22 protein-coding genes are annotated in these 19,461 nt (G+C 42.4%); 2 read left to right on the top strand and 20 right to left on the bottom strand.

Annotated elements, in window-relative coordinates; genetic code table 11:
* Nucleotides 1–109 precede the first annotated feature (109 nt).
* Nucleotides 110–625, top strand: a complete 516-nt coding sequence (locus ACFO4L_RS02465) for a YjcG family protein (RefSeq protein WP_377908064.1) — start codon at nucleotides 110–112, stop codon at nucleotides 623–625.
* Nucleotides 622–1,056 (top strand): GNAT family N-acetyltransferase, encoded by a 435-nt coding sequence (locus ACFO4L_RS02460; RefSeq protein ID WP_377908063.1) that lies wholly within the window; start codon nucleotides 622–624, stop codon nucleotides 1,054–1,056. Before ACFO4L_RS02465 ends, ACFO4L_RS02460 begins: the two co-directional genes overlap by 4 nt.
* Before the next feature lie 166 nt (nucleotides 1,057–1,222).
* Here the strand turns inward: ACFO4L_RS02460 and ACFO4L_RS02455 are convergent, their stop codons facing one another.
* From ACFO4L_RS02455 to ACFO4L_RS02360, 20 genes are all read right to left on the bottom strand, one after another.
* Nucleotides 1,223–1,891 carry an LrgB family protein gene (locus tag ACFO4L_RS02455; protein WP_377908062.1) on the bottom strand — a complete coding sequence of 223 codons (669 nt, stop codon included), beginning with the start codon at nucleotides 1,889–1,891 and terminating at the stop codon, nucleotides 1,223–1,225.
* Nucleotides 1,888–2,253, bottom strand: coding sequence for a CidA/LrgA family protein (locus ACFO4L_RS02450; RefSeq protein WP_377908061.1), 366 nt, complete (start codon nucleotides 2,251–2,253; stop codon nucleotides 1,888–1,890). Before ACFO4L_RS02450 ends, ACFO4L_RS02455 begins: the two co-directional genes overlap by 4 nt.
* 117 nt (nucleotides 2,254–2,370) lie before the next feature.
* The gene (locus tag ACFO4L_RS02445) at nucleotides 2,371–2,523 is read right to left on the bottom strand and encodes a BH0509 family protein (RefSeq protein ID WP_377908060.1); all 153 of its coding nucleotides are present in this window, start codon (nucleotides 2,521–2,523) and stop codon (nucleotides 2,371–2,373) included.
* A gap of 173 nt (nucleotides 2,524–2,696) precedes the next feature.
* A complete protein-coding gene (locus ACFO4L_RS02440) occupies nucleotides 2,697–3,029 on the bottom strand; it encodes a hypothetical protein (RefSeq protein WP_377908059.1) in 333 nt (110 codons plus the stop codon).
* Between the two features lie 13 nt (nucleotides 3,030–3,042).
* Entirely contained in the window at nucleotides 3,043–4,584 is a 1,542-nt protein-coding gene (locus ACFO4L_RS02435; RefSeq protein ID WP_377908058.1) for a sensor domain-containing diguanylate cyclase, read from the bottom strand.
* Nucleotides 4,585–4,747: 163 nt separating this feature from the next.
* Nucleotides 4,748–5,281: a GNAT family N-acetyltransferase gene (locus ACFO4L_RS02430; protein ID WP_377908056.1), complete on the bottom strand. Its 534-nt coding sequence runs from the start codon at nucleotides 5,279–5,281 to the stop codon at nucleotides 4,748–4,750.
* Nucleotide 5,282: 1 nt separating this feature from the next.
* Nucleotides 5,283–6,416, bottom strand: a complete 1,134-nt coding sequence (locus ACFO4L_RS02425; protein WP_377908055.1) for a DEAD/DEAH box helicase — start codon at nucleotides 6,414–6,416, stop codon at nucleotides 5,283–5,285.
* A 102-nt stretch (nucleotides 6,417–6,518) separates the two neighbouring features.
* Complete coding sequence (gene aldA, locus ACFO4L_RS02420) at nucleotides 6,519–7,967, bottom strand: aldehyde dehydrogenase (RefSeq protein WP_377908054.1); 1,449 nt, start codon at nucleotides 7,965–7,967, stop codon at nucleotides 6,519–6,521.
* 133 nt (nucleotides 7,968–8,100) lie between these two features.
* A complete protein-coding gene (locus ACFO4L_RS02415; protein WP_377908053.1) occupies nucleotides 8,101–8,247 on the bottom strand; it encodes a hypothetical protein in 147 nt (48 codons plus the stop codon).
* Between the two features lie 128 nt (nucleotides 8,248–8,375).
* Entirely contained in the window at nucleotides 8,376–9,344 is a 969-nt protein-coding gene (locus ACFO4L_RS02410) for a glycosyltransferase family 2 protein (RefSeq protein WP_377908052.1), read from the bottom strand.
* 1 nt (nucleotide 9,345) lies between these two features.
* Nucleotides 9,346–10,278 carry a metallophosphoesterase gene (locus ACFO4L_RS02405; protein WP_377908051.1) on the bottom strand — a complete coding sequence of 311 codons (933 nt, stop codon included), beginning with the start codon at nucleotides 10,276–10,278 and terminating at the stop codon, nucleotides 9,346–9,348.
* 21 nt (nucleotides 10,279–10,299) lie between these two features.
* The gene (locus ACFO4L_RS02400; protein ID WP_377908050.1) at nucleotides 10,300–10,893 is read right to left on the bottom strand and encodes a sugar transferase; all 594 of its coding nucleotides are present in this window, start codon (nucleotides 10,891–10,893) and stop codon (nucleotides 10,300–10,302) included.
* The gene (gene rfbC / locus ACFO4L_RS02395; RefSeq protein ID WP_377908049.1) at nucleotides 10,874–11,455 is read right to left on the bottom strand and encodes a dTDP-4-dehydrorhamnose 3,5-epimerase; all 582 of its coding nucleotides are present in this window, start codon (nucleotides 11,453–11,455) and stop codon (nucleotides 10,874–10,876) included. The genes ACFO4L_RS02400 and rfbC overlap by 20 nt, the downstream gene beginning before the upstream one ends.
* Entirely contained in the window at nucleotides 11,452–12,423 is a 972-nt protein-coding gene (gene rfbB, locus ACFO4L_RS02390; protein ID WP_377908048.1) for a dTDP-glucose 4,6-dehydratase, read from the bottom strand. The genes rfbC and rfbB overlap by 4 nt, the downstream gene beginning before the upstream one ends.
* Nucleotides 12,424–12,437: 14 nt before the next feature.
* The gene (gene rfbA / locus ACFO4L_RS02385) at nucleotides 12,438–13,337 is read right to left on the bottom strand and encodes a glucose-1-phosphate thymidylyltransferase RfbA (protein ID WP_377908047.1); all 900 of its coding nucleotides are present in this window, start codon (nucleotides 13,335–13,337) and stop codon (nucleotides 12,438–12,440) included.
* Nucleotides 13,334–14,374 (bottom strand): UDP-glucose 4-epimerase GalE, encoded by a 1,041-nt coding sequence (gene galE / locus ACFO4L_RS02380; RefSeq protein WP_377908046.1) that lies wholly within the window; start codon nucleotides 14,372–14,374, stop codon nucleotides 13,334–13,336. Before galE ends, rfbA begins: the two co-directional genes overlap by 4 nt.
* Nucleotides 14,371–15,348, bottom strand: coding sequence for a glycosyltransferase family 2 protein (locus ACFO4L_RS02375; RefSeq protein WP_377908045.1), 978 nt, complete (start codon nucleotides 15,346–15,348; stop codon nucleotides 14,371–14,373). The genes galE and ACFO4L_RS02375 overlap by 4 nt, the downstream gene beginning before the upstream one ends.
* A 16-nt stretch (nucleotides 15,349–15,364) precedes the next feature.
* Nucleotides 15,365–17,116 (bottom strand): ABC transporter ATP-binding protein, encoded by a 1,752-nt coding sequence (locus ACFO4L_RS02370; RefSeq protein WP_377908044.1) that lies wholly within the window; start codon nucleotides 17,114–17,116, stop codon nucleotides 15,365–15,367.
* A 22-nt stretch (nucleotides 17,117–17,138) separates the two neighbouring features.
* Nucleotides 17,139–18,275, bottom strand: coding sequence for a glycosyltransferase (locus ACFO4L_RS02365; RefSeq protein ID WP_377908043.1), 1,137 nt, complete (start codon nucleotides 18,273–18,275; stop codon nucleotides 17,139–17,141).
* Nucleotides 18,244–19,461, bottom strand: a complete 1,218-nt coding sequence (locus tag ACFO4L_RS02360) for a glycosyltransferase (protein WP_377908042.1) — start codon at nucleotides 19,459–19,461, stop codon at nucleotides 18,244–18,246. The genes ACFO4L_RS02365 and ACFO4L_RS02360 overlap by 32 nt, the downstream gene beginning before the upstream one ends.

Genomic DNA, 19,461 nt, shown 5'->3' with positions numbered 1-19,461 from the left:
TTCCTGCTTCAAAAGAAAATGCTTCTTTCATACAAACGACTTTTGTAAATATACCCAAAATATATTATGATGAATACAGCAAATGACGCATTTGAGGAGGCTGATGACGATGAGATACGGTATTGCTGTCTTTCCATCCAAAAAACTACAGGATATAGCTAATTCCTACCGCAAGCGCTATGATACAAAATATTCAATGGTCCCCCCTCACCTGACACTGAAGGACCCATTCGACATGAAGGAGTCCGAGCTTGGTGATTTTGTAAAGGAAGTCCGCAAGGTTGCAGAGCGTTCAGAACCTTTTAAGCTCGAGGTGCTTCGATACAGCAGCTTCTACCCTGTCACGAACACACTTTACATGAAAATAGCGGAAACGGAAGAGCTTCGCGACCTTCAGCAGAAATTAAATGAAGGTCCGCTGGAGCGCGAGCGTGAGCATCCTTTCGTCCCCCACATTACCATCGGGCAGGAAATGAATTACGATGAACTATCAGATGTTTTCGGCCGCCTGAAACTGGAGTCCATCCAGCATGAGGAAATGGTCGATCGTTTTTCCCTGCTGTATCAGCTGGATAACGGAACATGGACCGTTCATGAGACATTTCTTCTTGGCGGACGTTCATGATCACAGTGAAACTTGCTGTGTCAGATGAAGAGCTGGCTGATACTAGACTGATCCGCCACAGCGTCTTCGTTGTGGAACAGGGCGTGCCTTCAGAAAGAGAGATTGATGAGCATGAAGAAGCGTCGATTCACTTTATCCTCTACGAGGACCATAAACCTGCTGGCGCAGGAAGGCTGCGGCCTGTTACAGAAGGCGTTAAAGTGGAACGTGTCTGCGTACTGCGGCATTTACGCGGAAAGGGACTGGGGGCAGCTATCATGAAAGAAATGGAAAAGACGGCTGCCGAAAAGTCTTATGGAAAGCTGCTGCTTCATTCGCAGACACATGCACAAAGCTTCTATGAACAGCTCGGTTATAAGACAGTATCTGCAGAACCCTTTATGGATGCTGGCATTCCTCATGTTAAAATGGAAAAAACAGTAGTTAAATGATTGATTAAAAAGCCGTCTCCTTAGTTGGAGCCGGCTTTTATTAAGAAGAAAAGCTCTTGCAGCGTAAATCCTGACATTTACAAATAGAGAACGATAATATGTTTTATACGTTAAGCGTTGGAATGCCGCTCGTTCAACTACTGATGAGGCCATGCTTATCAAGTGCTTACATGAGCGGCATTGCCGAGAGCAATAAACTGAGTACGATACCAGCCAGTGCCATTGCAACGGCTGATGAGGCTCCCTCTTCGCTGCTTTCCTGAACCATCTGTGCGGTGCCGATACCGTGTGCTACAGCCCCCACCGCAGTCCCTCGAGCATACAGCGAGGTGACGTTCAATTTTGTGAGAAGTGCTGGTCCTGCAGCCGCTCCAATAATGCCGGTAAACATAACATGTAAGATAACAAGCTCCGGATCGCCGCCATAGATAGCAACAAGTTCGAGCGCGATCGGAACGGTCACCGTCCGAGCTGCATATGTGGCAGAAAGTACAGATCCTGCCTGTACAATCAACGCTGCCGAAAGTGTCAAAAACAGCGCAGCAGCTGTACCTGCTGTAATCCCAGCAAGCATTGGCCAAACAATTTCTTTTATCCGGTGCCGGTGCTGATAAACTGGTACAGCGAGTGCCGTTGTTGCGGGCCCAAGCATAAAAGCTGCTACAGCAAGGGTAAAACGATAATCACCGGAATCAGCCCCAAAAACCCCTGCAGCAGCGAGAACTGCTGCCGTCGTTACGATAACTGGGTTCAAGTAAATGGCAGGCCGCTTTTTATACAGCCTGACGGCAATCGTGAAAAACATGACCGTAACAAATAACAGCAAGTAGCTCACTTTTGGCTCCCCCTTTCCAAGTACTGAAAAACCAGGCCGCCCGCAGCAATACCTGCTACAGTTGTAACAGTAAGGATAATCAGCTGGTCTAGCGAAACGAGCCCGTTCGCTGCCGGACCAAGAACCGCCGCTACACAAAAGGGTACGAATAACAGCCCTAAGTATCGGAGCATAGCTGATGCTCCAAGCTGCACATATGCTTCTGGAAGCAGCCCTGAAAAAAGCAGCAGCATCAGAATCACCATTCCTGCTACGTTTGCGGGAATGGGCAGAGCAGTCAGCTGAACAAGCCAGACAGCTGACTGGTAAATGATAAATAAAAATCCAATCTGCAGGACAAGCCTGCCAGCATACTGCAGCATTTTATTTCCTCCAAGCAGGTACATGTATGTATGTTCATAGAATAAGAGCATCCGTATGATAAACCGGATGCTCTTTCTTCTGTTCCGTATTCTCCAATAATACCGCTTTTTTACCTGTCAAACCAGTTCTTCGTACATTTCGTATGTTTCATATGCTCTCGTATAAAGGTGGTCCACATCCTCGTCGCTCATTCGCATCATTTGCTCTGCAGAAACATGCTTTACTTTCTGGATAAATGTAATCATGTTTTCTCTTTCTGTACGTTTCATGTAAACCGCCTCCTCTGTATTAATACAGTTTTTATAATGTAAAGTTATTGTATAACAGTTCTATTTTTTACGCAAGCTTTTTTTCTGATTTTTTTAAACGACTTCTTCAACAAATTAAACACCCGTTGCCGACTTAATGTCAGCAACGGGTCTGATAGAGCTTGATAGGTTGTTTAATGACGATAGTGCCGTTGATGTTTGCGATGTGTATGCTCGGAAAAATACCATTTATTCGCTTTATAATAGATTAGATTGCTCTCTGCAATTTCCTTCAGAAGTTCGATGACATCTGCTTCATCCAGCTTTCTGTTAAACACTCGTTGATTGAGCTCTTCAGCAGTAAATCCATAACCTGCTTCCTGCTGCAATGCTGACAGCAGCTTCACTCTTTTATTCTGTCGAGCATCCTCTTTCCATTTTCCCGTCCATATGTTTTTCAATGGTCCCGCTGAAACAATTCCCAGAGCGAATCCGATCAGCACCAGTATTAAATCATTTATCCACATTTTAATTCCGCCTTTAATCCGCCGTTAATCTTGCTATGGCGTAATTCTGTTTACCGTTCTGTTTCATCTTGTACATTGCTGTATCCGCTAAATGTATCAAGTAGTCTAACTCTTTTGACTGATCCGGAAACACACTGATGCCCACACTCGCTTTAACAGGAAGATACGTGGTCTCCGTCAGTTTAAAGCGAGCTGAACGAATGACGTTCATCATTTGTTGAGCTGCCGCTTCCACTGACTCCTCCCGCTTCAGCTTTTTTATCACATAAAATTCATCCCCGCCTACTCTGGCTGTCATACTATCCGGCCCTGCCGCATAATGCAGGATGTCAGCCGTATAAATAAGAAAGTCGTCTCCGGTTTGATGGCCGTGCTGATCATTCACTTGCTTAAACCCATCCAGATCGATCACAAACAGGGCCCCTTTTCCCCATGCTTCAACCGCCTCTTCAGCCTTCTCATAAAAAGCACGTCTGTTCCAGCTATCCGTTAATGGATCGTGATAAGCGAGATGCTCAATCATCGTTTTAGCTTTCGTTTCTTCTGTAACGTCTCTAAGAAGTAAAACCTGCAAAGGCATGTGGTCGATAAACAGCTGCTCTGCATCTGCAATCACATGCTTATTCAAGCCGTCTCCCACTTTGAGCGTTAAACGCTTGCTTTGAGAAGCTGCATCAGTATCCAAGCCCTGCCACACTCCCGCATCCCATGCTAAAAAGGAAGTAAAAAAAGAGCCTTCCAGTCCCTTTTTTTCCAGCAATTGTTCGGCAGAAGGGTTGGCACTGTGAATAACACCATCCCGCTTTACAAATAGAATAGCTGTGGGATTTCGTTGATACAACAGTTCATACCGCCTGTCATAACGTTCCATAAAATCGAGCCGGTTCATCGCATAAAACAGGGCACCTGCCCAAAAAAGACCTGCAAATATATACGGATGCGGAGGCAGCACGCCTCTAAATTCCCAATACCCAAAGACCACATCCCACAGAAATGCTAAGGAAGCTACAAATAAAAGCACCTTGTAAAGTTTCGCTTCAGCTTTTGTTCTTGATTTCAGAAGCGAGTAAACCAGTAAGAAAACAATAAGTACACTGACAACGTTGGCTGCCGTCAATGTCATGAGATAGGAGTCATTGAACACAGGGTAAATCCAATATCCGGTTTGAACAAATTCTTCATTGTTAATAATATTTGTACCTGTCAGGTACGTTGCTGCTACAAAGCCAACCGGCAAATAAAAAATCCATGGGTAAATCACGTTCGGCATCTTCTCTGAAAGTCCGGAAAAAATGAAGTAAAAGTGAAAGAAAAAGCCGGGTATTAAAATACCCGCGTTTCCAAACCAATACATTACAAGATCTGCACTGTAGGTTATAGGCAGCATATGGCGAAAATACTCTGCCAGAAACAGCATCATATAACAGAACATATACAGGCTCAGCAGCTGATGCATTCGGCTGCTCAAGTTTCTTCGAAGCACATCGACTGACATCATGCCAAGTAAAAAGGCAGGAATCAAATAGACAGCTGCATATAAGGCAAGCTCACGCATAATCAATTCCTCCAGTGTTGTTCTGTCATCTTCATTTAAACATTCGCTGTACAGTCGAAGCCTCCTGCTTGATTTCAGTACTTTGTCCAATAGTCCCGTAAACGATGCGCCTGGTTCTGAAGCTCATTAAAAAACCGTCCGCAACAACGGACGGCTCGGACATTCAGCTTTTAACATGCGATCTTTTCGTTGATTCAAAACCAAATGCGGATTGGGTGTATACCTTACCCGCAATCGTTACCTCGCTCTCATAAACAAGCTCTGCTCCCTCTGTTTTAAAAAAGGAGCGATCGGATGTGTTCTCCAAATGCCATAGGGCAGCCCGTTTATGGCCAAGTCCATGCAGGTGCTCAAGTGCCGTATGAAGCAATCCGGTGCCAAAGCCCTTGCGCTGATAGGAAGGATGGACAAACAACCCATAAATTTCACCGCTGTAGCGCATACGCAGCTTCGCATCCCGCATTGTTCCCGATAAAACAAATCCGCACAGCGTCCCTTGATCAGCTGCTACATACATCGCGTTTCCGCCGCTGATGGCTGACGGAAGACTGTTTTCCCACCGCTTGACTCGCTCTTTCATCGTCCAGCTTTTTAATGCATCTTCGTGCAGAATATCACGATACGTATGAAGCCATGTATTTACATGAATCGCAGCAATGCTTTCTGCATCGGACACATCCGCTTTCCGAATCAGCATATTATACGCTCCTTTTCTTCTTCAATACTCCATATTCGATTTCTGCTTCATACAGGGAAATTTTCAAAACAGCAGCAATTTCCTTCATTCGATCTGTTTCGCTAGGGGTTAACAGAGAAACCGATGTACCACTTCTTCCGGCCCGGCCCGTTCGCCCGGAGCGATGTACATATTGATTCACATCATTTGGTAGGTCAAGCTGAATAACATGAGTAACCTGCTCGATGTCCATTCCCCGTGATGCTACATCTGTCGTCATTAACAGTCTGGATTCTCCCTCTCGAAAACCTTTCAGCGCTTTTTCTCTTTCCTGTTTGGACGTTTCCCCATGCAGAACAGCTGGCTTGCGGCCTTTAAACTCCAGCTTTCCAGCAGCTTGTTCAAGCTGATAACGGTCATTACAGAACACAATCGCATACACGTCATTCATAGAGCTCAGTTTCTGCAAGTGCTTCATTTTATCGCGTAAAGCTCCCTTTAAAACAAGATGCTCCACGTTTCCATCTGCTTTTGCGGAACGATTGATGCGAATCACTTCGGCTTTGCCGGTCCACTCTTTAGCTTGTTCAACCGTACGTTTAGGAAGGGTAGCAGAGACAATATATTTGCGGCACTCCCGCTGAACAGCTCCGGCAATACGGCCAGCTGCCTCCTTATGTTCTTTGGAAAAAAGCTGATCTGCCTCATCAAAAACAAGCGTTTTAACAGCGTGCATTTTTAATTTCTTCTGCTGAATCAGCTCAAGCAGACGACCGGGTGTACCGGTGATGACAGCGGGCTTTTTTTTCAGTTTTTCCAACTGTCGTTTCACGTTGGCTCCGCCAATCAACGGCGCGCAAGTGAAGGATGAGCCCGACGTCCAAGCCTGTGCCTCCTCATGAACCTGCATTGCAAGCTCTCTTGACGAAACTACAATAACAGTCTGAGGTTGTTTTTCCTGCGCATCCATATGATGAAGTGCCGGCAGCAGGTAGGCAAGCGTCTTACCGGAGCCGGTTGGTGCTTCGCATATGATGTTCTGCTGCTGAAGCGCAGCTGGAATCATTTTCTCCTGTACTGGAGTGAATTTCTCATAAGCAGCCTTTTCCCAGTTTTCCTGAAGAAAAGGACGTAATTCATTTAATTGTTCTGTCATAGTAGGTCCTCATTTCTGCATATCTATCTCATCTATTGTACAGGAGACAAGACCTTTGCCGCAATGCACAAAAAAGCCGGCGGCTGCCGGCTTTTCTTGTTACTAGTTAGTTTGCTTGTATTGCATGTAAACGACCTGCGTGCTGAGAAAGTCACCGAGACCATGTTTTCCGTCTGTCCCGCCTATACCGGACTTTCTAAAGCCTGCATGATAGCCCTGAACCGCTTCGAAGTTTTCACGGTTTACGAACGTTTCACCGAATCGAAGACCGTTTGTAAGCTGCATCGCTTCGTTATAGTTTTCTGTGAAAATGGAGGACGACAGTCCGTAATCAGAGTCGTTAGCTTTATCGATTACTTCTTCGATTTCTGTAAACGTAACGATCGGGAGAACCGGTCCGAATATCTCTTCCTGAATGATCTCCATGTCCTGCGTTGCGTTTGAGATAACAGTAGGCTCATAAAAGAACCCTTTCTCCGTATCGGCTCTTTTTCCACCGGTTAGGATGCTGGCTCCGGCTTTTACAGCGCCCTGAACCATTTCGTCCACCTCTTTCAGCCTGTCTTCACTGACGAGAGGCCCCATGTCAAGCGACTTATCCTGCAGCGGATCTCCAAAAGTAACCTGCTTCATTTCTTCTGTAATTTTATTCGTAAATTCCTCCGCTACGTCCTCATGCACATAAACTCTTTCTGCGTTTGTACATGCCTGACCAGCATTAATGATTCGGCTTTTCGTTATATTTTTAACTGCCGTGTCCAAATCAGCATGCTTTGTCACGATGGCAGGCGCTTTTCCACCAAGTTCCAGATTCACTTTGGTGATGTTTTGAGCAGCTGCTTCCATTACTTTAACACCTGCAGGAACGCTTCCAGTCATCGTAACCATCTCCACTTTTTTGTGGGAAGCCAGAGCATTACCAATTGTGGAACCTTTACCCGTAATGAAGTTATATACTCCTTTAGGGAGTATATCCATGTTGTGCACCAGTTCGGTGAAAAAAGCAGCTGTGTTCGGCGTCTGCTGGCTTGGTTTCAGCACAATTGTACATCCTGCCATCAGTGCAGTTGCCACCTTACGAGCAAGGATAAATACCGGAAAATTCCAAGGCACGATTCCAGCTACTACTCCAATCGGTCGGCGGTGAATAAAAATGTTTTCATTTGGACGGTCGCTCGGAACAATTTCTCCCTCAATCCGTCTCGACCATTCCGACATGTACTGAAAATAATCAAGTGCCAAATCGACTTCCCCTGAAGCCATTTCATCGCTTTTACCCTGCTCTTCTATGAGTAGCCGAATGAAGTCGTCACGGTGCTCCGTCATTTTCTGACCGATTTCCCGTACGATTCGACCGCGTTCGTTCGTTGGAACAGCCCCCCAGCTCTTCTGGGCATCGGCCGCTGCCTGAACTGCTTTTTCCACGTCTTCTTCTGTTCCGTTATAAATGGAGGAAATCACTTCCTCTGTAGCGGGGTTGATCACATCGATGGTTTCTTTTGTTGATGATTCCGTATACGAACCGTTAATATACAATTTATGTGTATTCATGAAAAGACTACCTCCTAGTAGGTGATAGTCTGTATGTACCCGAATTAGAGGTAACGATAAACCGTTACCTTTCAAAACGTAAGCACCAGGACGCAGAAAAATAAGCTGCCGGCACCATTACGTACCGGCGGCTTTAGTGTATCGGCTGCTCCTGCTCTATGTCCTGTTCCTCCATGTCATCTATGACATACACTGGACCGCCTTCGCTGATCATGTTATCCACTGCAGCTTCATATGCTGTCTTGTCTGTTTCGAGAATGAGAGGAATTCGTCGCTTCATCCAGCTCACCTCCAACCCTTTTTTAACATTATTCCCTTGAATATTATGCTTTAAACTGGAAATTAGATTTTCGTTGATAATTACGTGTTGTTCAAATCTGGATAAAACACTTGAAAATAAACTTCTGATCAATTCTTTAATTTTGATAGAAAAGAAGTGGCTTTTCCATAAGTTTGATGCAAGAGCGGGTTTACATAGAAACTTTTCAGTTCTAACTTTTGTCTTATCGACAAATAGTTATTCGTTCGTTTATAGACATCCTTGAAGTTACGATGAATCGATCTTTTGTTGCATGCATCGGCCTGTTGAAAATATAAAATATGCATATAAAGCATAAGCGCACTGTGTATCCGGGCAAGTTTTGGGAAATCGTTATTTTGAAAATAAGCTAAACGATCTTCATAAGCTTTGAAAATATCCAATTTCTTTTCACTAAATTCTTGTTTCATAAAGCTTTCTTCATGCTGATTATAATAAACTAGTGGTAAATCAATAAAATAAATGCCTTCCGCTTCATCAACTACTTTATGAGCAATGTACTCATCTTCAAACTTCAAACCTTCCGGGAATTTTATTTTTTCAATAAGATTCAGCTTGTATATTTTGTTCCAGCACACGGCAATTGGGAGCGGATCATCACTATACAGCTTATAGAGCGCTTCTGCTTTTGATAGGAATAAAACCGGGGCTAATGCGAAGTTATCGATATCAATCGTTTCTAAATTATTTACTTTCGTAATATTGCAAGCAGCGATTGGATGGTTGTAGTGTATAACAGTATACAAAAGTTGCTCAATCATTTTTGTGTGCATTTTATCATCATGGTCTAAAAATGCTATATAATCTCCTTTTGCCTGCGAAACTCCAAAGTTTCTGGATGCTGATACACCTGCGTTTTCTCGTGTAAAAACTCGAATTCTATTATCTTTTATTTTTAAACTGTTTATTATTTCAAGTGTGCAGTCTGTGGACCCATCATTAACAACAATGAGTTCTATATGCTGATAAGATTGATTTAACACACTATTTACTGCCTGTTTTATATATTTACTCCCATTATAAACAGGCAAAATAACGGAAACTAAGTCTTCTTTCATATTAATCGTGCTCCTTTTGAAGCGTGATAAGGTTTATTTCAGGTGGATTAAAAAGTCTCGTATTCAAAAAGCCGCTGGAGCCCAGACCAGTGCTGACATACTGCTGTATATTGTTGTATTCCCAAAGTCCTTTTACTCTATCCTGTGGCGGAAATAATCCGAAACGGCTATAGTATGCTTCCGGAACTAACAACGCTCCGTAAAACGGAACTCGTATTTCCCCTCCGTGATAGTGACCGGCAATGTGTAAATCTATCTGCGGCAGTTGAATTGATGGATCTTCTTCGTACATATCAAGTCTTATATCTGGAAGCGGATAGTGATAAATGGACAATACAACTGATTCATTTAACGGTGCTTCGCTCGTTTTTTGATCAAGAGCAGCTACATAATCACTTTGCGGCCCCGTTCGATTCGATGTTCCATTGCGAAGCAGCATATCGAAATCCGCAGCGATTATGGTTTCGCCTTCCCGTTCAATTGTATAAACAGAATCAAGCAAACGAACACCCCGATCAGCCAGTCCCTCCACCAGCATATTTTTCGTGCCATCACGTTCATAAACAGGTAAAAATGCATCCGGATCTGTATTTCCCCCTACAAACAAAGCATCATCCAGGTTATTCATCCCATCAATCATGTCATATACCGGCTGTGTATTGGTGCTGAATTCATGATCGAGAAGATCGCCAGTAAATACCGGCATATCATAATTTAGCTTGTTAATCACGTCCAAAAGCTTTTCCTGCCTTGCTCCAAATGTCTGCTCATGTAAATCAGTGATTTGAAGAATGGTAAATCCTTCAAACGCTTCAGGCAAGTCTTCTATATAAACTGTTTTACTCGCTACCTGAATACTTACATTACTGTGCCAATACAGGCTGATTCCAATCATAATACCTGCAGCAGCCGCTGCTATTACGGCTATTTTCATGCAATTCACCTACCGTCCTGCTTACGCCTCTTTTGCACGTTTAAATTTTTGAACCCCTCCTTCTTGATCAATCCCTTCACGTTTCAGTACCTTAATTAACGTCAGCCATAATATTTTTAGATCTAATACCAATGAATGCGTTGAGGCATACGTTACATCAAATCTGAACTTATCTTCCCATGACAAATTATTGCGTCCATTAATTTGTGCTAGTCCGGTAATACCTGGTTTTACTGTATGACGGAGACGCTGCTCATCTGTATATTCATTCAGATACTCAACGAGCAGGGGTCTTGGGCCAACAAGGCTCAGCTCTCCTTTCAGCACATTCCAAAGCTGTGGGAGCTCATCCAGGCTCCACCGCCTGATCAAGGCCCCCACCTTCGTCAGACGCCTGTCATCCGGCAGCAGTCTTCCAAGGGCGTCGGTTTCATCAGTCATCGTACGAAATTTGTAGAGAAAAAATAATTCTTCGTGTAAACCCGGCCGAAGCTGCTTAAAAAACACTGGTCCTCCCATTGATTTTTTGATCATAAAAGCCGTAACACCTAAGACCGGACTTAATATCACGAGTAAAAAAAGAGCAACGGTGACGTCAACGAACCTTTTCCCCATAGTTAACCCCTCCTTTGATTCCAGGGAGCTTCGCAAATTGAAAGACGGGCAGCCGTTTATCCTTTTCAGATAGGACAGGGTGCAGCTCCGGCCAGCTGATCTGAATCTGATTATCCGCCCAATGCACGCCGGCTTCGCATTCTGGTGCGTAATAGGCGTCCGTTTTGTATAATACTTCCGTATCGGGTACAAGTGTCATGAAGGCGTGGCCGCACCCGGCTGGAACGTAAAGCTGTCTTCGATTTGCAGAAGACAGTTCAACAGCTGCATGCTGCAAAAATGTCGGCGAATCTTTACGGAGATCCACTACGACATCATAAATTCCCCCTTGAATACAGCGGACTAATTTTGCTTGTTCATAGGGAGGCAGTTGATAATGAATTCCTCTCAGTGTGCCGGGGGACGCGGAAAACGATTGATTCTCCTGTACAAATGGCTTCGTAATGCCCGATTCTATAAAGTGAGACTGTCTGAATGTTTCCATGAAATACCCTCGGTGGTCTGCATAGCAAGCAGGTTCAAGCATGAAGCTCCCTTCTACACACAACGCTGTCTTTTTCATGCAGTACCCACCTTTCTAAGTCGGTCCTGGCGTTTTGGTTCCCACCAGCTGCGATTATTTTTGTACCAGGTAATTGTTTCTTTAAGTCCGCTGCTGATAGTATGGGACGGCTGCCACCCAAGCTCTCTCTTTATTTTCGAAGCGTCAACTGCATAACGCCTGTCATGACCTAATCTGTCTGGCACGAATGAAATAAGAGATTCTGGTTTGTCAAGCTCTCTTAAGATCGCCGAAACGATTTCCAGATTTGTCATTTCGGAAGATCCCCCAATGTTGTAAACGTTCCCGGAAATACCATTTATGAGAACAAGCTCTATAGCGCGACAGTGATCATTAACATGCAGCCAGTCACGGATATTTAATCCATCACCGTAAACAGGAAGAGATTGATTATAAAGCGCACAGCTGATCATTCTTGGTATCAGTTTTTCTGGAAACTGATAAGGTCCGTAGTTATTGGAACAGCGAGTCACCATGACGTTCATTCCATACGTATTCTCGTAAGCCAGCGCCAACATATCAGAAGCTGCTTTACTGGCTGAATAAGGACTGCTTGGCTGGACAGGAGACTGTTCATTGAAAGTTCCAGATGGTCCGAGACTTCCGTATACTTCATCCGTAGATACTTGCACAAATCTCGTAATCCCGGCTTTCCGGGCTTCTTCAAGTAAAATATGAGTGCCCGTTACGTTTGTTTCCGTAAATGCAAGTGGGCCTGCTATGCTGCGATCCACATGGCTCTCTGCTGCTGCATGAACAACAGCTTCGATCTGATATTGATGAAGTATAAAGCGGACGGATTTTGCGTCGCAGATGTCTGCTTTAACAGGATGCTGCTGATAAGCAAATGCCTGAATATCTCCTGCATACGTCAGCTTATCCAAATTTACGACTGTATGATTTCGTTCTAATCGCTTTACAAGATGTCTGCCGATAAATCCGGCTCCCCCGGTGACTAGAATGTTCATAGTTATCTCCTCTCTTAAATAACGGTAAGCTTAGGCATATGTGGTGAATCTATTTCGGCGATTCGTTGCAAGTACTTTCCATAATCTGTTTTACGAAGGGGCACCGCCAATTCCAGCAGTTCCGTTTTCGTTATATATCCTTTGATATAGGCAATTTCTTCTAGGCAAGCAACTTTCAAACTTTGCCTTTTTTCGATAATTTCGATAAATTGAGAGGCTTCCAGAAGTGATTCGTGCGTGCCAGTATCAAGCCATGCAAACCCCCGCCCAAGCAGTTCAACTCGTAGGTCACCTGCTTTTAGATACTGATCCAGCACGTCTGTAATTTCAACTTCGCCTCTTGCCGATGGAGCGACCTTTTTTGCAAATTGAACCACTCTGCTGTCAAAAAAGTAGAGGCCCGTGATTGCATAGCTGGATTTAGGCTGCTGCGGCTTTTCTTCTACCGACAGTACATCACCATAATCGTTGAACTCCACTACACCAAATCGTTCAGGATCTTTAACATTGTATCCGAACACTGTAGCTCCACGATTTGACTTTCTGACTTTTATTAAATGCTGGGTAAACTCGTGACCGTAGAAAATGTTGTCTCCAAGAATCAGCGCAACATCTTCTGAACCTATGAAATCTTCCCCGACCAAAAAGGCGTCTGCTAATCCCTTTGCTTCCTTCTGAACTGCGTAAGAAATAGAAATGCCGAGATCTTCACCGCTTCCTAAAAGCTGTGAGAATCTCGGCGTATCTTCTTCTGTTGATATAATTAGGATTTCTTTAATACCTGCCAGCATTAAAACAGAAAGCGGGTAGTAAATCATTGGCTTATCATAAACCGGAAGCAGCTGCTTGGACATTGACTTTGTCAGCGGATAAAGCCGGGTTCCTTTCCCGCCTGCGAGTATAATTCCTTTCATAATGTTTCCACCTCCATAATCATTTCGCTTCGATAACCTGCAGGGTTTTTCTGCTGCCAGTTCCAGCTATCACGGCACATATCCTCCAAGCTTAGTTCCGCTTTCCATCCAAGCTCTCGCTCTGCTTTACTCGTATCGGCGAAACTGACTGCTGCGTCCCCTGGACGACGAGGTGTTATTACATATGGTATTCTTTTGCCCGATACGAGGCGGAACATATGAACAAGTTCCAACACACTCGTACCATAACCGGTGCCAAGATTGTAAACATGATAGCCGTTCCGTCCTGCCCCTTTGTTAATTGCTGCAATGTGTCCTTTCGCTAAATCCGTTACATGAACATAATCCCGGATACCGGTTCCATCTGCAGTCTCGTAGTCGTTCCCGAAAATCTGCAAATATCCGCGTCTCCCTGCAGCAACTTGAGTAATAAATGGAGCTATATTATTCGGTATTCCCAGCGGATCTTCTCCGATTAATCCACTTCTATGGGCACCGATTGGATTGAAGTAGCGAAGGGCTGTGATGCACATTTCCGGATATGCACCGGACGTATCCATCAGCATTTCTTCGATCATTTTTTTAGTTCGTCCATACGGGTTTGTGGTCTGAAGCGCTGCGTCTTCCATTACCGGCATTTCTGCCTCACCTCCGTAAACGGTCGCAGATGAAGAATAAACGAGATTACGGCAGTTATAGGTGCGCATTGCTTTCAGTATTTGAATCATGGATCCAAGATTATGATCATAATAGGCAACTGGATGCTCGTTGGATTCTCCCACAGCCTTTAATCCAGCAAAATGAATAACTGCGTCTGGACGCTCATTGCGAAATATTCTCGTGACGGTTTCTTCTCTGCGAAGATCCGCAAAATAGCAGGGAACCTCCGTTTCAGTGATTGAACGGATTCGCTTTACTGCTACCAGACTACTGTTACTAAAGTTATCCGCAATAACAATACGACAGCCTGCTTCAATAAGCTCAACTGCCGTGTGACTCCCGATATAACCTGCTCCTCCAGTTATGAGCACCTTCATGTTAATTTCCCCCTAAAAAATGGACTTCCAATGGAGGTGGCCAACTTCGGCTTCACACAATACGCTACTATCAACAGTTTCCTTTTTAGTGCAAATGAAGGATGACGGATGATTATTGGTAAACTGTTTTTCAATAAAAACCTCAACTCTTTTTCCAAAACGGAATTTCTATCTTTCATGATAGCTTCATTAACAATTCCAAATAATGAATTAAAGTAGTGTAGTTCCAATTCATCAAGCAAATAGGGATAATATTGTTTAAATAGTTCTACGTTATGAAAGTAAATATTTTTTATCTGTAATCGTTTAATTAAATTTGCTTCTATGTTTGCCGTTACGCTATTTTCATGTACCCTATTATAGTGCAGCACTTTTGGGATATAGATTATTTTATTAGCACGATGAAGGATTTCAGGCATAGTGATCGCATCTTGATAATCTCCTGCGGGGAAAGCAATTTTTGATAGAATGGTGGTCTTAAATAACTTCCCATACAGCACATATCCACCTAATTCTCCAGACATATATTGTTTTAATGCTTCTCCACTTTCAAGACATCTTGGAGAATCAGCTATCTGATATAATTCATTCATTTCAATAGATTTGTAAAAAGGTTTTGTTTCACAAACAGCCAAATCAGCATCATGTTCAATAGTCTGAGAAACTAATGTTTCGACAAATGTACAAGACACAATGTCATCGTGATCAACAAAGGTAATATAGGAGCCGGTAGCTTCTTGAATCAAAAGCTGTCTCACCTTTGACAATCCTTGGTTAGATTGAGACTTAGTGAATATTCTGTTGTCACATCTGGCCATCTCAGTAATTAAATCAAGCGATCGATCCGTAGATCCATCATCAATTATAATGATCTCTAAGTTATAATATGATTGATTCAGAATAGACTTTAAACATTCCACAATTGTAGCCTCTGCATTGTATACTGCTACGCCTACTGATACTAATGGATTCACAATTGCCTCCTTTCTGCTAACCTGTACCTGCACTGTTGTTTATTGATTCAAGAACACCGTTATTTAACTTGTAGACTTCATCACATTGCTCGATTGTCGATAAACGGTGTGCGATGATAATGATCGTTTTCTCCAATTTCAATTCGTTAATACTTTGCATGATCTCTGCTTCTGTTTGATTATCAAGGGCGGAAGTTGCTTCATCCATAAAGATTATGTCAGGGTCATGGTACAAGGCTCTCGCAATCCCTAAACGCTGCCTTTGTCCCCCTGATAGTTTCGCTCCTCCTTCTCCAATATTGGTTTCCATGCCGTTAGGTAGCGCATTCACAAAATCCAATAATCTAGCCTTATTAAGTGCCAGCATTGCTTTTCTTTTTACTTCAGGGCTGTCAGTTTCACCCAATGCAATATTATTTGTGATCGTATCGTCCATTAAATAAATTGTTTGTGGAATATACCCAATAGATGTTTGCCAGGCTTGCTTGTTTTTATTAATATCGTTCCCGTCGACCATTATTTTTCCGCTGTTTGGTTCTAATAAACCTAACAAGCAATCCATTAAAGTAGATTTCCCTGATCCTGAATGCCCTATTAAAGCAATTGATGATCTTGCTGGAATCGTTAAACTTACATTTTTCAGCGCTGGCGTCGATTGCTCAGGATAACTAAATGTAATATTCTGAACATCAATTGCCCCTGTTAAACTAAAGGGCTTTATCTCCTTTTTTGCAACAAAATCTGCATCACTATGAAGCATAGTTAAATCATGCGCTACTACGTTTAATGCCGGTCTGTTATAACGGATTTGTGTTGTTAGTGCCATTACCCTTGTAATAGAAGGCATTAGTCTGAATGCAGCCATTGCAAATAATGCCATTGTGGCAATTAATTCACTGGTAGATACACCCTGTGCAATCAACAATAGCATTGTAATAATAATAGTAATTACTAATAAAGTTTCGATGAAAAACCTTGGTGTGTTTTCCAGCATTTTTAAATACGTATCGTTCTTCGCATTACGTTGGCTGAATCCTGTAAATCTGTTCACAAAATGAGTTTCCTTTCCCATTAACTTAATCATCTTAGCCGCTCCGAGACTCTCATTTACTGCTTTAATCATGTTGCCGAAGACATGTTGGTTCTCGATCCCCAAACTTCCTATCTTATTTCGGAACACTTTAAAGAAAGTAAAAATACTTAGACCTAATACTGCTCCTGCCGTAATAGTGGCAGCTGAAGATGTATAAAGAAGGAGACAAAGAATAAAAAAGATGACCATTAATTCAGTGATCAGCTGCATGGAAGCCAATACAACGCCTTGAAATAGCTTTGGTACTTCGCTGTTTATATTACGAAGAAGCTCTGAACTATTTTTATCAATATGAAATTGATATGGTTTTTCCAAATAAGATCTTAGCAGCTTTTGTGAAATATTGACTTGCTGATTTAAGATTATGCGAAATTGCACATAATTATAACCAGTCAAATATAGGTTTTTTAACATAAAAACTGATACTAAAGCAATTGATGCAGCGATAATGAATTGACTGTGAGCTGTAAAGCCGAGTGTCTCATAGAGATTATTTAATATGGAATTTGACTCAATGATTTGCGGGTCTGTAATGATTGTTACAAATGGTAGCATCAGACCTACACCAACTGTTTCCAGTACAGCTGCCCCAACCATCAATAAAAGCAATAAAGCCATTTTTTTCTTTGCTCGTTGATCAAGAATGAATGCTAACTTTGAAAAAGAATCTCGCATGAGAAGCTCCTTTCTAGCTTATCTATGTCAATACGTTCGTGAATTCGTTATAAGGAGGCAACTCTTTAGTACATCTAGTATGTTCTATAACGGCTTCAGCCAGCTCCTTACTTGAGAATGAAACTAATCTTTCACCGATTTTGTTAGTCAATTGCGATCTGCTTCCATTGTTTTCTACAGCGATAATTGGCAGATTCAATGCCTTGGCTTCTGCGATAGTTAAGCAAAAACCTTCATGTACAGAAGGTTGGATGTATATATCCGCTTGTATCATTATGGAGTAAGGGTTTATGAGTTCACCAGTAAGAATAAATTCTTGTTCAAGTCCCTCTGCCTTAATTCTCTTCATAATTTGAGGTTTTAATACACCGTCTCCCACCCAAATCCAGCCTGCCTTTACGTTATTCATTTTTAAGATCTTCAATGTATCAATCGCGAGATCAGCTCCCTTTTCCGGTGTGAGCCGCCCAGTAGTTACTAGTGTTAATTGAAAAGGCGATTTAAAGACAGGTCGCTGCAAAGACAGAGAGTTTATTTCTGCTTTATTGATCTCGTTAACGTTGACTTTATGATTTTTAAGAGATGGCATAACCTCTTGTAAGGATGCTCCTGCTTCACTGGAAACAGAATATACAAAGTCGAACTTGTTAAAAATACGCTCAAACGAAGCTACATGTAAATGGAGTTGACGAACATCAAAATGATTCCATTGGAATTTATTGCTTGCGATTGTTTTATGCTGTACAAACCAGCTTATAAAATACATAGGACCAGCGTATGCATGAGCTTCATCGTATACTGTCGGTAACGATTTTATTTTTCGTGTAAGCAACACATACATGAGAGAATAAAGCTTCATTTTCTGCAGAATTGTCATCCATGCAGTTCGAAACGCTTTAGCGAAATGACGATTAATAAAATGCTGTTTCATTTTATGCACATCAAAGCCATCAAGAATCGCTTCTGCCAATGCTGCATCATTGAACGTGATGACTGTCACTCCTTTAGGAATTTCTGATAATAACGCCCCTTCTTTCTTTAAAAGCAGGACAGAAACATAATGTCCTTCCATCTGATTTTTTTTCATTAAATGAAGCAATGACTTTTCTGTGCCTCCCATATTCATACTAATTAACACAAAGAGGATTCTTTTTTTCATGAGAACTTTCCTCCGTTTCAGTGGGGGCTAACAATATCTTCTTTGTATCGGAATAACGTTTCGATTTACCTATCAGCTCAGCCCGCTGATAGGCGCTAATCTTTTTGTAGAGCGATTGATTTTTATAAAGAAACAATATATCTTCCGCTAGTTGCTCAGGTTCGAATGTCGATACTATTCCGTTTTTTTGATGAATAATTTGCTGGCCGACGGCTGAAAAAGGAGTTGTGACAAGCGGAACCCCTAGTGTTCTAGCTTCTGCAATCGCTAACCCGTATCCTTCGACATCGGATGTTTGTACATATATATCGCTTTGTATTAGATAAGGGTAAGGGTTCACTTTAACTCCTGCAAATTCAACAAGATTGTGTAACTTCAGTTGAGTTAATTGGTGTACAAGCTCGTTACGTAACGGACCGTCGCCTAATACTAGCCAGTGAAACCGTACGCCTCGGTCCTTCAAAATTGCAGCTGTCTGCAGCAGTCTGTCGAACCCTTTATGTTTAGCTAAACGACCTAACGTAATAAGCTGTAAATCTTCATGCCGTTGAAAGGCAGCGGAAGCTTGAGCCAGTTTTCTAACCATTTCGACATCAACAATGTCTTGAAATACGTTGACATTTATACATTGAAATAATTGATTTTGTAAAAAAGACTTTTTAACTTCCTCTGAAACTCCCACGACCTGATCGAACTTTTTGTAAATAGGCTGTAAGAAAAGCTGCTCACTTTCATCTACATTAAATATTGCGTTAACCCAAGCAATTTTCTTATTAGCCACTACTTTTTCAGCTACATAAAAGGTCGGAAGACCGTGCGAATAAGCAACTGCGGTATCATAAACGTTTTCTGAAACCGGAAATCTATTTTTACTTGTCAGCCAATGATATCTGGCATTGCGTTTATTTGATCCTCCCCGTTTTCTTATTAGAAGAGAATATATCATTCTGCTTGCAGCGTAATCTGGTCTCCAGCTAAAGCTCTTCTTACAAGCTTTGATATAATCGAATTCCGACAGAATGTTCACTTGTTTCGGAACATATTGTTGAAGAGCACCTCCATGCCGAAATAATTGCAGGTCCACCGAGTAGTAATCAAAATCCAGATTGCTTAGAAATGAAATTAAACTTTTTTCAGCACCTGCGCACTCTAATGTTTCAATCACGACTAACAGTCTATGTTTCAC

It is taken from the genome of Bacillus daqingensis (assembly GCF_042654445.1).
In the GTDB taxonomy this organism is placed as follows: domain Bacteria; phylum Bacillota; class Bacilli; order Bacillales; family Salisediminibacteriaceae; genus Alkalicoccus; species Alkalicoccus luteus.
The sequence above is the reverse complement of the archived record's forward strand: the minus strand, read 5'-3'. Positions and strand labels throughout refer to the sequence as shown.